Origin of the sequence: Eubacterium sp. LMAG:50 (assembly GCF_008680265.1) — a bacterium.
GTDB classification, from domain to species: Bacteria; Bacillota; Clostridia; order Lachnospirales; family Lachnospiraceae; genus Eubacterium_U; species Eubacterium_U album.
The window spans coordinates 762,448-776,852 of record NZ_NALP01000007.1 but is presented as its reverse complement, the minus strand read 5'-3'; the positions used below and the strand labels follow the sequence as shown (position 1 = coordinate 776,852).

Annotated in this window: 10 protein-coding genes; all 10 read right to left on the bottom strand. The window is 31.4% G+C overall.

The window, feature by feature from the left end:
* Positions 1 to 306 precede the first annotated feature (306 nt).
* The 10 genes from CCC31_RS08730 to CCC31_RS08685 all read right to left on the bottom strand — a co-directional run bounded on the left by CCC31_RS08730 (position 307) and on the right by CCC31_RS08685 (position 14,400).
* The gene (locus CCC31_RS08730) at positions 307 to 840 is read right to left on the bottom strand and encodes a hypothetical protein (protein ID WP_260979036.1); all 534 of its coding nucleotides are present in this window, start codon (positions 838 to 840) and stop codon (positions 307 to 309) included.
* A gap of 204 nt (positions 841 to 1,044) precedes the next feature.
* A complete protein-coding gene (locus CCC31_RS08725; protein ID WP_290850934.1) occupies positions 1,045 to 1,929 on the bottom strand; it encodes an Rpn family recombination-promoting nuclease/putative transposase in 885 nt (294 codons plus the stop codon).
* Positions 1,930 to 2,147: 218 nt separating this feature from the next.
* On the bottom strand, positions 2,148 to 2,672 hold the full coding sequence (locus CCC31_RS08720) for a hypothetical protein (RefSeq protein WP_260979034.1): 525 nt from the start codon (positions 2,670 to 2,672) through the stop codon (positions 2,148 to 2,150).
* A complete protein-coding gene (locus CCC31_RS08715; RefSeq protein ID WP_290850932.1) occupies positions 2,672 to 4,714 on the bottom strand; it encodes an AAA family ATPase in 2,043 nt (680 codons plus the stop codon). The genes CCC31_RS08720 and CCC31_RS08715 overlap by 1 nt, the downstream gene beginning before the upstream one ends.
* On the bottom strand, positions 4,711 to 4,884 hold the full coding sequence (locus CCC31_RS08710; RefSeq protein ID WP_260979032.1) for a hypothetical protein: 174 nt from the start codon (positions 4,882 to 4,884) through the stop codon (positions 4,711 to 4,713). The genes CCC31_RS08715 and CCC31_RS08710 overlap by 4 nt, the downstream gene beginning before the upstream one ends.
* On the bottom strand, positions 4,877 to 7,045 hold the full coding sequence (locus tag CCC31_RS08705) for a DEAD/DEAH box helicase family protein (RefSeq protein ID WP_290850930.1): 2,169 nt from the start codon (positions 7,043 to 7,045) through the stop codon (positions 4,877 to 4,879). Before CCC31_RS08705 ends, CCC31_RS08710 begins: the two co-directional genes overlap by 8 nt.
* Positions 7,045 to 8,199: an aminotransferase class V-fold PLP-dependent enzyme gene (locus CCC31_RS08700; RefSeq protein WP_290850928.1), complete on the bottom strand. Its 1,155-nt coding sequence runs from the start codon at positions 8,197 to 8,199 to the stop codon at positions 7,045 to 7,047. Before CCC31_RS08700 ends, CCC31_RS08705 begins: the two co-directional genes overlap by 1 nt.
* Complete coding sequence (locus CCC31_RS08695) at positions 8,196 to 11,795, bottom strand: hypothetical protein (RefSeq protein ID WP_290850926.1); 3,600 nt, start codon at positions 11,793 to 11,795, stop codon at positions 8,196 to 8,198. The genes CCC31_RS08700 and CCC31_RS08695 overlap by 4 nt, the downstream gene beginning before the upstream one ends.
* 24 nt (positions 11,796 to 11,819) lie before the next feature.
* The gene (locus CCC31_RS08690) at positions 11,820 to 12,680 is read right to left on the bottom strand and encodes a DUF4007 family protein (RefSeq protein ID WP_290850924.1); all 861 of its coding nucleotides are present in this window, start codon (positions 12,678 to 12,680) and stop codon (positions 11,820 to 11,822) included.
* A gap of 4 nt (positions 12,681 to 12,684) precedes the next feature.
* A complete protein-coding gene (locus CCC31_RS08685) occupies positions 12,685 to 14,400 on the bottom strand; it encodes a phosphoadenosine phosphosulfate reductase family protein (protein ID WP_199522704.1) in 1,716 nt (571 codons plus the stop codon).
* Positions 14,401 to 14,405: the final 5 nt, after the last annotated feature.

Sequence of the window (14,405 nt, the reverse complement as noted above, 5' to 3'; positions counted from 1 at the left end):
AAGGTATGATTTGTAATACCTGGCATAGGTATATAAATTTTGGTTTCAAAGCGTGTTTGCAGCAATTGTTAAAATTGAATATCTCACGAAATATATTTTATTCTCAATATTGCTTTTTCTTATAACGCACAATGCCAGAGTCAAAAGCCCGAAACTGCAATGTTCTTATTCAACACTAGTTTACGGCTTAGCGACTCTGGCATTAAATATATTTCTTATTATTTGTAAGTTTTAATTAAAATAAGCACTGTTTTTAATAGTCTTATGCATAATGATATCTTCTCTTCTATTTCTTAATTCATCATATTATGCAATGTAATAATACACATATTCACCTACTTCACCTTCACGTTTTACATAAATCATATCGCCTTCTTTTATAGTATTAAAATCTGAACGATTATTTACAATAATAACGTCTTCTATTAATCCTTCATCTGTTTCACACATAACAAACCATTTTTTCTGTCTGATTATTGTAAGATTCTCCACAAATAATTTGCTCTTAACTCTTAGTTTTAAAATTGGAGTCTTATCAGGTCTATATTCCATATCCTGCCAAAAATCAAGCAATGCCCATGATGAAATATTAAACACGAAGAAAATAGCTATTCCCCATATGATAGCCACCCTGTAGTAATCTCTAACGGAATACATCCATGGTGATACACGGGATGCTATTATTTCAAATATAACTCCAATAATTACTAACACAAATGAGATTATCATCCTCTTTGTCCAAATTTTTTTGTTCTTCTTCTCATAATGTGTCAAAATGTCATCCTGTTCCTTTTCGTCTGCCAAATGAAAGTTCTGCTGTCTGATATAAATTAGTTTCATAGAAACCCCTCCTTTGCAAACCCGTACCAATATTTTTTTACTTCATTGTCCCCCATTATTTTAATTTCTGATATACTACTATATCTGTTTTTTATTTGCAATATAAATTTTATTCATTATATTTACTATTTTATTTTGCATAAAAAATTTTTTCATCAAAAAATACCAGCAATAAATTAATATTACCGGCATTTTTGATTTCTGCTATTTTGAAATCTCTTGCATTATCTTCTCTACATCATATTTAGGCTCAGTATTTTCAGCTATGTCTCTTATGTTAGCAATAGAATCAACACTCTCCTCCAACTGTTTAGCTATCTGTTCACAACTTTCACCTTTGATTAATTTCTTGCAAACCAATGTTACTAAAAATTCCTGTAAACCTTCTTGTTTGCCTTCTTCTCTGCCTTCTTCTCTGCCTTCTTTCATTCCTTCTTCACGTGCCAACTCTTTCTCATCCTCAAGCCATTCACTTAAACGCATATACTCGCTCCTCCATTCTGTACTTGATTTTATTCGTTCCACTTCTGATTTTAATATAGCAGAAAAAGGATCAGCAGTAAACTGGCTCCTGACCGCTTTAAGAAAAAGTTTACAATCCTCACTAACGTCTCCGATTTGTCCTTTCGTGTTCATAAAAATTGTTGTTCTTCCTTCATTTAAAGCCAATCCGCGAACCTCTTCACACTTACTTGTGAAAGTATACTTATATTGTTTCTCTCCAAACAAATCAAAATCGCATATAAATATCACATATGTATTATTCAAATTCTTATATCTACATCCTCTTTCAAGTAAATCTAAATCAATCATATCAGGATAATACCTACTTCTTTTCTTCAGATTGTCTTTACTTAAATTCTGCATTTCCACGCTGTATACGGCATCGTCGCCTTTAATATATGCATCTAGCCTTATTCCCTTAGCATCATTTCTTATTGCTATAGTTTTCTCATAGTCTACATATTTAATTTTTAAAACCTCTATGCCAATTATTTCAGTTAATATCTTTCTGCATAATTCTTCATTTAACATTACCTTCTGAAAAATAAAATTATCTGAAAGCCCTAATTGTTCCCACTTCTGCAACTATACTCCCTTCAAACTCCGGCCAAATTTTTAATTTTAGTTAGAATATTCTATATTCAAAGTGTAACATTATTTGCAGGTTTGCGCAATATAAACATTATGTGATATTTCTGGAGTAAGTGACCAATATGTTGCATTAAACTTCCAATAAAATTATTGCATCTATTCTCTAACTCTTCTCTACACTCCTCTTCATTATTAACACTTATTCTTTCACTCTACATCGCTTCACCTTGCATATCATCATTAAACAGTGCCATTATATTTGCTACTCTTGCGTCTACAAATTCATCATCTTCTTTTGTGGAACGCAATACAAGCTTATTATATAGGTACTCTATACCGCCTCTCGCATATGAATTAAATAACTCCATATCTTCCTTGTATCTATATTCGCTTTTGTCATTTGTATCAAATGCAATTCTTGCTTTCTCTTCCGGCGTCATATTTCTGCTATCGTCAATTAGCAAAATAACCTGCATAATAGTTTTAAACCTGTCATACTCTCCTGCAATCTGTTTTAATTGAACTGTTCTTTTATCATCTGTTTCAAAATCATCAGCTCTTTTATTACCTGTTCTAAGTCCAATTATGGCACCCACAGCATATAAATCTACAAGTCTCTTAAATCTGCTATGATCCTCAATTTTTCCCTGTACCCACATTGCATCAACATATTTAGCATATCTTCCGTGTAATACAAAATCTTCATTTTTAAAATAGTCATACTTTTTTTCTTCCATTATTTTACCCCTCCATTTCCAACTATAGTTGAACTTACATCAGAATATTCTCTTTCTACCCTGTAGCAATAATCATCTAATGTATATTTATCAAGGCCTGATGCCTCCCAATCCTTATCAAGCATAAATATAATTACCTGTTCAGCAAATTCCGGCAATTTTCTTGAAATAAGTCCTATATTTTGAGTTCCTAATTTTGAAAATGGTGCATCGAGAACCAAAGGAAGACTTAACACTGATTCTTTTTCTTCCTGATTGCTCTTTTCTCTCTTTGCCAATTCCAAAATGCTAACTATATATACAAAATTAATTGCTGTAACTTCTCCTTCTGAAAGGTTCCTTTCCTCTCCTCCTGCTTTGTAATACATATGCATCTTATAATCGTCCTCTAATTTTGCATACTTTTCATTGCTGTTAAACATTTTTTCATAATTATCACTAATAAGGGCGTTTAATTCTTCCAAAGTTTTACTTTTTCTGGCTTTCACATTGTAATCTGCTTTTTCAAATAATGCTTCTGCATATGCGATGGCTCTATATACAACTGCATTTTCTCTATCCTGCTTTGCTATTCCATCTAACTGTTTTGTTAGGCTATCTTTTTCTTTTTGTAAATTTTCCAAATGATAATTATATGAATTTATTGTTGTTTCACACTCATTGCATCTATTCTTAAAATTCCTATACTTTCTTCTCACATCCTCAAGATTTAGTTTTCTGTCAATCTTTCGCTCCAGATTTTCTATATTTCTTTCTATTTCTTCGACATCATCCTGTGTATCTTCATAGTTCCTACATTTTTCTCTAATTTCTGAAACTAACTCTGAATTATCGTGCTTCCAATTAGCAAGTTTTAACTTTAATGATTTAGCCGGGCCTCCAATCTTATTTGGATATACATCCTGTCTCAACTTAATCATAGTTTCATAATGCGAGCTACCTTCTTCTAGTTTTTCACCACATAGGCATACCCCATTGTTAAGAAGCCAGTCTATAGTATCTGAAGTAACTCCCGGGATATCTTTTCCTTCAATGTCAACTTCATTTAATATTACTTCAATTCTTGGAAGTAATTCACTTGTAAAAAATTTATCTGACTTACTAAGCAAATTTATAATATCTGCATAATATCTTCTGGCATGCCCTTTTTCATTTATTAGATTTTTTTCATTGCTTTTCAATTCCTTCTGCTGTTGTTCCATACTGCTGTTTTCATTAAGGATTTCATCTAATTCTTCAGCTTTCTGTCTTGCCATTTCAAGATCATTAGTTTTGTTTTCAATTGCTTCTTTAGTTTCCCATATTTTTTTGTCTATCTCTTTTATTGCATACTCTGTCTTTCTAAATTCATCCGTAGATCCTTTTACACTTCTTCTTAATTTAGTTAACACACTTGTCCTGTATTCGGAATTTCCATTTTTTAAATGTTCTGTCATCTTAAGAATTGACGAAATACCTAAAATAATATTTATTGATTTTTCTATATCTTCTGATTTGTTTTTAGTCTGGCTCCATCTTTCACCATCGAAGAATAAATAATTCGATAATTTTTCAGGGAACATCTCTTCTATAGTTTTCTGTACACATCCTGACGGATGATTCTTATCACGATTACCGGCATTACTTATAAGCCCTCCACCATTCACACTCATATCCAAAAATGGAGTTATATTTACAGGTAAAACTGTTAAATCTCCCGGATCATCATATACTTTTCTAAACTTTTGAGTTCTTATAAATTCATAAGTTTTATCCCCGTCCTCAACAACAAGTTCGACTTTTACATCCGCAATCTCATTCTGTCTAAGGGACGCAATAACCTCATTATTTAAAAGTGTAATTTCTTTTACATCATCCACATAATTAGTTTTATTTACATTTCCATATAATACCCATCTAAACGCCTGAGCAATTGTCGTTTTTCCAAATGTATTATCACCTAATATAATTGTTACATTCTTTTCCGGATTACATGAAAAATTTAATTCATTATCTCCCTTATATCTCATAAAATTATGTAATTTAATCTTTCTAAATCTCATACCGTTCCCTCCATATCCTTACGTGCTTTTTTCATAATTTTTGTACAAATCCAATCAACCATTTGCTTATCACTATATTCATTACTTCGTACATTTCTTGTTTCCATTTTACGTATTTCATCAAACATTTCCTTAACTACCTGTTTCTCAACCTGATTTTTTTCATCCATCGTAATACTCCTCCATTTTTTCTATTTCTTCGTCGATATCAAAAAATACACTATATGAATTCATAATATCTGCCATAAGACTTTCACCTACTATTCTGTTGTCAGCTAACTTTGCAAATTCATTAATTCTGTACAGTTCTCCAATTATAATTGACCTATCCCTTTCAAAATCGTCGTAAGCCACATCCGTCAATTTTCTTGGTAAAGTTACAAAATCATAAATTTCTGCATATTCTTTATTTGAACTTTTTCGCAAAAGCCTTCCTCTTCTTTGAATAAATTCCTTTGGATTTCTTGAACTACTCATAATAAATGCAGTCTTAATTCCCGGAATATTTACGCCTTCATCTAAGCATTTAATAGCCGTAATTACCTGATATAAACCATTTTGAAAATATTTTTTTATCTCCTGACGTTCATATAAGTCTTCTTCTGCCGTAAACCTATGAGCCCTCATTCCTAATGATTTGTTTATCATTTCCGTAACACCATCTATCTGTCTTACCAAATCAACAGTTTCTTTGTCTTCATCTTCATTTTCCATTGATGTCGCTCCACAATAGACCAAAATACTGTCTTCATTCTTATACTTTTCCATCAATTCCATTAATTTTTTTGGCTTGTTTCTTGCACCCGCCAACAATCTTGACCTTTTGAAAACTAATAATTTTCCCTCCTCCGATATTTTTACTTTTCCTTCTTCTTCGACAACAAACTTCCTTATCTTTTCCGTAAGATATGAATATTTGTCCAATTCATCTTCATCCAAAAATACCGGTATAGGATAATATTTATATTTACATAAGGCACCTTCTTTTATCGCTCTTTCCAAATCGTAAACTATGCACTCATCTCCAAAATAATCAAAAATCTTCTGAGTCCCTTTTTTATCCATATGTCGTTTTATTGTTGCTGATAAAGCAATTCTATATTTAATATTTTCAGGCAACATATTTGACAATCTAACCGAGCCAAAATTATGTGCTTCATCAATTATCAAAAGTACATTTTGTTCTTCATTTAATCTATGTATAATATTTTGTATTTTTTCACTTGCAAAAGTATCATTTGTAGTTATACATACAAATGGTTTCCCATTATTTCTAAATCGCTTATATGCCTTTACTAAATTTAAATCCCATTTTTTATCTGATGACTTTGAATGAGCTATTATAGGATTGCATGCCCAGTTAACTACATCTTCCTCCCATTGTCCGACCAAATGTATATATGGGCATACAATAAACACTGCCAGTTTTTCATCCACCTTTTCAGCCAAATGTGCCATACAGGCTAAAGCAGTAAATGATTTTCCCGATCCTGTTGACATTGAAAATATTCCTTTATATCCCTGTTGTTCCCATCCGTTTATTGCTTCAATCTGATAATCCCTCAGTTTGACATTATCAGGGATTTTAAATATTTTCTCAGGTTTTATAAAATCATGATAATCAAACTGTTTCTTGTCTGTATCATAATCAACTTTATCTTTTTTAAATTGTTTTAACCTTTCTATAATGACTTTTGGAAATGGAATTATGCACAATTTTTTTGTGCAGTCATTCCACATTCTATCAAAATCCTGTTCTATATTTTCTACGCCATCCTTTTGACTTTCGTCCTTCCAGCTGCAAAATGTATATACCGATTCAAAATTATCATTAAATGCATTCTCTGATTCATTAAGCGAACCTGTAAATCCTATTCTATTCCCAAATTCATCTTCAAATATTGCTAATTTCTCATGATATAAACTTATTCCGTTCTCATTTTCCATAAATGCAATTTTTAAATCCAGCATTCCACTTGCAATCATAGTTGCAACAAGATTCAATCTTTCTTCTTCAAAATAATCTATAGGTGATTTAATACTAATCTGCAAAGCCTCTGTAAAAGCTTCATCTCTTGTTTTGTATCCTAAATTAATGGCCTCTATATCATCTTCTGAAAGTCTCGGTGAGCAAATAAGTTCCACCTTTCCATTATTTTGTGCCATTGCAAATAAACCTATTGAAATATTTGAAAGAGCAGATGTTGAGAAAAACCCTACTGACCTTTTATAAATCACACTTTTTTCCAGTACCGGTATTAAAAAATCCTTTGGTATATCATTTTCATCACTTCTATACCTAACCTGTATTTTTAAATCTCTAAAACTCATTATTCCTCACCAATTTCCTCCACTGCCATAATCAGCCTGTCCACATCATCTTTCGTGGTATATCTTCCAAGACTTGCCCTAACCACACCTACATAATCTGTGTCTGCCAAATATTCATGTACAAGTGGTGCACAATGATACCCTGTTCTAACGGCAATGCTGTAATCTTCATCAAGAATCATTCCTACATCTGACGCTTTATAACCTTTTATATTAAATGCCACAATTCCTACATGTGCATCTTTAGGTGGCAAATACATAACTACATTTCTATTTTTATTTAATTCAGAAATAAGATAATCCGTGAGTCCCTTCTCGTGTTTAAAATAATCTACACTTTCTTCTTTAATAACATCTGCTGCAGCATTTAGTCCTGCAACTGCAACTATATTTGGACTCGATGGTTCAAACATTCCCGGAATTGATGACGGCATATTCAAATTGAGTGAATCACTACCTGTTCCTCCTGCAATAAAAGGATTAATTTTTTCTCCTTTTCTCATATAAAATCCACCTATTCCAAATGGTCCGTACATATTTTTATGACCCGCAAACACAACAAAATCCGCCTGCATATTAATCAAATCTATATCAATTAATCCTAGCGATTGTGAAGCATCTATAATCACTTTACAATTGTATTTTTTTGCAATTTTCACAATCTGTTTTACCGGTAAAATATATCCTGTAACATTACTTATATGTGTTATAAACAACTTTGTCGGATTATTAACAGAAAATAAATATTCCATTTTTTCCAAATCAATTGTCATATTTTCTCTAATAACAGGTAATTGCTTAATTTCAAATTTATTTTCATCCTGGGCTTTTTTGAGCGGTCTCATTACTGCATTATGCTCAAATGGAGAAACAAAACATATGTCATTTTCACTCCAGTCAAGACCACCTATAATCATGTTAAGTGCAATTGTTGCTGAAGGTGCAAATATAACATCAGCTACCTGTTCTCCATTAACAAGACTTAGCATTTTTGTCCTTGTTTCATCTATTAAACCTGTAGCTTTCTTAGCCAAATCATACGAGCCTCGTCCGGCATTTACAGCCAGATTTCTATTTACATCATCCATTGCCTGATATACTTTTTCAGGTTTAGGAAATGTCGTTGCCCCATTATCCAAATAAGTTAATTTCATTTGCTTAATAAATCCTCCAATGCCTTTGCAAGTACCGAAACTTTTTGATTAAGTTCCAACGTATCCCCAAATTCTTCTAATGCTTCTTCAATAGCATTTTGTAAAAAGTAACTTGTGCTGTCGTCATCATCAGTCTCATAAAATCTTTCTATCTTATTTCCACCATTTTCAATATAAATTCTGTTTTCGCCTGAGCCTGATTCATTATTTTCCTTTACTGCCTCAACGCTCGCCTTTACTCTCGCCAATTCATCCATAAATTGTTCAAAAGAATCATTCTTCCAGTCATTTATATAAATTCCGGAAATTATCTTGCACACTCTAGATACGATTTCTAATTCGTCATTAGTTTTTAGCTGTCCGATATAAGTCATAAAACCTGTTATATTTTCTGCAAAAATATGTGACTTTGCTTTTTCACTTTGCTCTACATACCATGTTTTTAGACATTCACCAAGACTGTCATTTGCTTTCTCGCCAAAAACCTTCTTTATATCCGTTGCAGTTTTTATTTTTGTAAAATACAGATTTTCACTCATGCATTTCTTTATTTTTAAAACTTCATGTGTGCATTTTTCATATGCATTATCATCAATATTTCCACAAATTGCTTCCGGTATTTTTTCAAATAATACTTCTCTTGGATTTAACTCTATCCCTTTAAAAATCTTTCTGAATTTCTTTATTTTTTCAAATGTTTCCTCTTCTATATATCCATTTTCTTTTTTATTGAAAATTTGTTTTGTAAATGTAAGAGTATATTGGTCTATTGACCTATACCATCTGTGCATGCTTTCAACAATATTGCTTAATCTCTGCATTTTAGACTGTTTCTTTTTCTTTATTTCCTCAGTAATAAAGTTTTCTTCTAAAAAATTGAGATACTTTTCCTTTTCCATATTTTCTTTTTCAATGAATAGGAAATATTCTTCCGGTTTCTCATTTATGTTATTTAGTATTTCGCTTGATATATCTACTTCTTTGTCTCGAAGATAAATAATTGGTGTATCCTGTAAACCTACAATTTCATTTGCAAGAAAAATAGGTATTACTCCCTTTCTTACACCAAATTTTTCTCCCATTATTTTTGAATACAACTCATCAAAAGATGTTTTTTTACCGGCACATTTACCTATAAAATCTCTTATCTCTTTTAAAATTTTCTCGCATCCTGCCTCATATTCATTATTGTCCATTATCCCTGTATGAACTAATGTTGCCCTGAAAATAGTTGATTCTGAACTTGTCCCTTTTTCAAATCCCGATAAGTCTTCTTCTCCAAGAATAGCATCAATTATCTGATTTCTTGCTTTTTTAATCTGCGCTGAAACATTCTGTCTGTTTATCAGCTCGTTATTAATTTTAGGAGCATTTTCGTAATACGAAGAACATATATCGCTTAAAAATCTGTTAAAATTTTTTTCTGATTCAAATTTTAATTTTTCACTATCACGTCCACTGTAAAAGCAAATATCATTTCCATTTTCAGGCATATAAAGACTTTCAAGTTCTCCATTAATTTCAAAAATTAAATCATCTCTATATAATTCGAGTTCCTGTTGTAAAACTTTATTTTCATCTATAAAATTCTTATCTTTAAGCAATGCCTTTACGGCTTTTAATTTTCTGATGCTTTGCTGCTGTCCAAATGCTTTTTTAGGATAAATTACTACTATTCTTTCATCCTTAAGCTTATCTGTATGCGCCTTTACTTCATTTGCATCATTTTCTTTTAACATTACAATACATACAATTAATCCGTCAGCTTTATATGTATCAAACAAATAGTTTGAATTCTTTACACTAAGAAACTGTTCCTGTGTCATATACACATATTTAAAGAAACGTGTCATAGTGTATTCCCTGTTATATTTTTTAGGAAGTACATATTCTAATTCAGAAATATTTGCAAACTCTTCTGCCCAATTTAAGCTTAATGACTGCTTTTCAATCATCTGGTTCATATACTTATCCAAATTAATTCCAATATTATTTTTGAAAGTATATATTCCAAGTTTATTACGGTATTTTACAATTTCCTTGTTTTCTAATTTCTGCAAATATCCTGTAAAATCCTCTTTACTAAGTCCTGTAGCCAGACGAATTTCTTCTTTTTTTACCGGTACCTCTTCATTTTTATTAATCATATGAAGTATGGCTATAGCCTTAATTACTTTTTCCTCACCTAAAGATTCTGCCTTAGTCAAAGCATAATCTGCCTTTAGCCACTCATTGTGAATATTTGTAAGTGAAATACTTTCCTTAAATAAATTTTTAAAATAATCATAAATTACATCTACTGAAAGCAATTCATCTGCTCCGTTTTCAATTAAATTGACAAGGCTTCCCTTTTCGTCATTTGCCAAAAAAGTAAAAATGCTTCGCTCGTTTTGGGCTACTTTTTCACTTATATTAAGTAACGCATACGCTGTTATAGGCAACATTGGGAATGCTCCCTTTACAACTATCTGCTGATAGTCGCTAAATTTAAACATACTTTGAAAACATGGTATTTTATAAGATTCTTTAATAATTTCACTATTATTTTCCTCTTTTAGCCATGTTTTATATTCTGTTCCTTTTTTCTTAATTACATGTTGCAAAAGTTCATAATTATTCTGAGCTGATACAATAAATCTTATTTCCTTTAATCTGCCTTCTACACCTTTAAATGCATTAATCATATCCTGAGGCAATGCATTTCCATACTCTTTTATACTTTTATGGGCAACAAATGTAATATGTATCTGTTGTTCTTTTGAATTATTTGCCAATTCACACATATCCTGAAGTATCTTCATATCATAGGCAAATGTTTCCCTTTCATGCCCTTCTATATATTTGCTGAATTCATCAAAAATAATATAAATGCCACCATATCCATGCTCTTTAAGTGCAATGCTTATTTCTCTATACAGTGTCATTGCATTGTCCTGAACCATCGGTCTGAATTCACTTCCTGCCGTCAATTCAGGGTATACTTTCTTAAAAATTTCTAACCCATTACGATTCATTGACTTAAGGCTTTTTTCTAATTCCTTAACGTTAGTTTCATAACCTGTTAAAATATTCTCAAATTCCTTATAGACTTTTTTATATTTATTTTTCCAATTTTCAATCACTTCAACAGCTTTGCTGTAATCACTATCAGGAGCAATGTCAATCAAATCATTTTTCTTTAAAGCCTCCATTAATCCAAGTACAAACCCATGATTTAAATCCCTGTCCGTTCCTGAAATAATAACTGGCAAAAATGGCTTATATTCTTTATGAATAAGTCTTGCGTTATTGGCTGTCACATCTGATATTTTTTCTATTTTATTTAAAAGTTTTTCTGTTGTTTTATCTTCTGATTCTTTAAGAATAGCCAATAAAACCAACAATAAATGTGATTTGCCTTTTCCATATGGTCCAATAAGGATATTTGCCTTTTCTTTATTATTAATAACGTTCTCAAGAAATCCATTTAATATATTTATTGATGAACGTGTAGGTATATAACTGTTGAGTTTTTTTCTATTGTCTATATCCAGTTGTAAGTTTATTGAATTCTGAAATTTCTTGTCTATTTCAATAAAATCCTTTAATTGGCTCATATTATGCTCCTTCACAGTTTATCTTTAATTTTTCTCGTAATATTTTTCTACTATTTCATTTAATGGAATATTTTTCTTCAAATAAACCATATCAAGTCCTGCCGTTCTATTTACTGTTATGTAATTTAAAGTCGCAAGATTATCTAAATACTCATTTAATGCAATTCTTTTCAAATTCAAAACCCTGCCCGGGGACAATGGTGCATTTAACAATTCATCTATTCCAACAGAATCTTTGGATTTTTCTTCAAAATATTTCATCAATGCATATAAAAATACTTCGTTTATCAATACTTCTCTATCAGGCTGTGTTTTAAAATATCTATCCCTATCCTTCTTTATTAATCCTAATTTTGCAAATGGAGATATTTTCTTTTCTTCCGGATCATAATCTTCTATTCTTTCTTTCACATACATATTTAAAAGAACCGAAATATCATCTCTTAATGAACGCTCTGATATTTTCTTTCCTTCAGCTAATATTTGCATTTTTCCAAGAATAATATACTCAATTTCCTCTTTAGTGAATTCATCCATATTCGTCTCATTAAAAAATAAATACCATGTTGTTGCCATATCCTTATTAAATACAAGATTTATATGGTAAATCCACAATGCAAAACTATCCTCTAAATATTCGTCATTATTTTTTATTATCTTTGCAATATCAGTTAACTTTGCTCCGTTTTTAGGCGATTCCTCGATAAATTTCCCCGCTTTAAGCCAGTATCTGATAGCTTTCGCCATATTGCTTCCAACTCCTAAAGCATCTGCTCCATAGTTCTCAGAAAAAACTTTTCCATTGTCACTTACCGCTTTTAACCCTTTATCAAGCCAACCTTCACGTATTGTAAATGTTTCATGTCCTTTAAGTTTTATTGTCATATTTTTATCCTTTTTTCGTTGCTAATACTTTTCGCATATAACATCCTGCCGTATAATGATTAACGCATTCAGCACATCTTACACATTTATCATCCAAAATCTTATAATCAAGATTACCTTCCTTATCTTCTTTAATAACAATTGCATTATGCTTGCATATACTCTCACACGCCCTGCATCCCATACACATTTGATATTTAGTAATCTGACATTTAACTTTGTCTTCTGCTGCCTTAACACTTGCAGCTCCATCTATTTTGTAATCGATTATCGTTACTTTTAACGTTGTACTTCCAATTCTTCCCTGAAGTTTAAGCACTAGTCTTCCATCTTTTCTCGTAACATAAACTTCTCCAAGTCGTTTATTTCCAAATTCAAAATTTAGATATCCAAATGGTTTAAACAATTCATACAATTGTTCTGAAATCGGTCTTTGCAGTTCATAATTAAATGCATTTTCTTCCAATGCACATGGTTCAAAAGAAACTGCTGTCTTTTTTGCATAATCTACGCCATTTCCACCCTGACGTGCTTTCCATTTGCCATCATCTACATATACTTCAGGGTCCGGTTTTCCAATCTGTTTTGCAAAATCAATTAGCATCTGCCTAAACCTTTCCGACTGCTGTGGCATATGAATTTTTGACAAAAATTCTGACCATCCACTGTTATTTGGACAGCACCAGCATCCTACTCTTGCATATCCCAATCTGTACGCATAATTAAAATCTATTTTTGTTGTAAGCATATACAACCAGACATCAAAATCCATCCAGTCTATAATTGGGGATATTGTTATTTGCTTTGTAATTTTAGAGCCTTCTGTTTCTCTTTCGTATTTACTTCTACTGGCAGACTCACTTCGTCTTATTCCATAAAATGTTATTATTTTGTTTTTATTTCTAAATAAAGTCTTTATCTTTCTTTGTATCGCACCGGTTTTAAATATTGTGCAGCACCATCTCATTACTCTGCTTGGTGGTCCCACTAATTTACATAGTTCTTCAAAATCCTTATCCTTGTTTCTCGAAGATAAAACCGGAGTTTGGGGATGTTCTTTTTTAAACCTATCAACATATCTCATTGTTTCCGGAAATTCTAATGTAGTATCTCCAAATATGTGTAATATCTTTGGCTCACTTAACGCCCTCATAACTATATCTGATGTAACTGTGGAATCTTTTCCCCCTGAGAAAGATACAAACATATCTTTTGCCGTGTAATCTTTTGTAGAATTTTTAATGTAATCCACTGCTTCTCTTACAATGAATTCGTATCTGCTTCTGTTCGCCTGAACAAATTTATCTGCATATTGTTCAAAATATTCATAACTTATATTTTTTGATGCTTCTTCATATTTACTTCTAATATCATCAACATCTTTATTTTTTAATTCTTTAACTGAAAATTTAATTCGTTTACCATTAATTAAATATTTATTCCCGGAACAGTTCCATACTGAATCCTTCTCATATGTCCCAGGAATTTTATCTAATAAAATCTCTAAAAGCAGTCTTTCTTCCGGGAATACCGGTCTTATATCTGTTGTTATTCTTGTCCCTTTTCCACTACAACATTCACACTCACTTTGAAATAGCGGAACCTTGCAATTATCACACCAGTAAATGTCTGATTTTTCTAATTCAGTTCTTTCTCCACACACCGGACATGTGCTGCTTTTTGTCTTTATATTGTCATTTCTACATACGTATTTAAGCACTTTAT

Excerpts from the sequence above, each read along its gene's own strand:
- CCC31_RS08730 (WP_260979036.1), bottom strand. The coding sequence starts at position 840 with ATGAAACTAATTTATATCAGACAGCAGAACTTTCATTTGGCAGACGAA.
- CCC31_RS08720 (WP_260979034.1), bottom strand. The coding sequence starts at position 2,672 with ATGGAAGAAAAAAAGTATGACTATTTTAAAAATGAAGATTTTGTATTA.
- CCC31_RS08715 (WP_290850932.1), bottom strand. The coding sequence starts at position 4,714 with ATGAGATTTAGAAAGATTAAATTACATAATTTTATGAGATATAAGGGA.
- CCC31_RS08710 (WP_260979032.1), bottom strand. The coding sequence starts at position 4,884 with ATGGATGAAAAAAATCAGGTTGAGAAACAGGTAGTTAAGGAAATGTTT.
- CCC31_RS08705 (WP_290850930.1), bottom strand. The coding sequence starts at position 7,045 with ATGAGTTTTAGAGATTTAAAAATACAGGTTAGGTATAGAAGTGATGAA.
- CCC31_RS08700 (WP_290850928.1), bottom strand. The coding sequence starts at position 8,199 with ATGAAATTAACTTATTTGGATAATGGGGCAACGACATTTCCTAAACCT.
- CCC31_RS08695 (WP_290850926.1), bottom strand. The coding sequence starts at position 11,795 with ATGAGCCAATTAAAGGATTTTATTGAAATAGACAAGAAATTTCAGAAT.
- CCC31_RS08690 (WP_290850924.1), bottom strand. The coding sequence starts at position 12,680 with ATGACAATAAAACTTAAAGGACATGAAACATTTACAATACGTGAAGGT.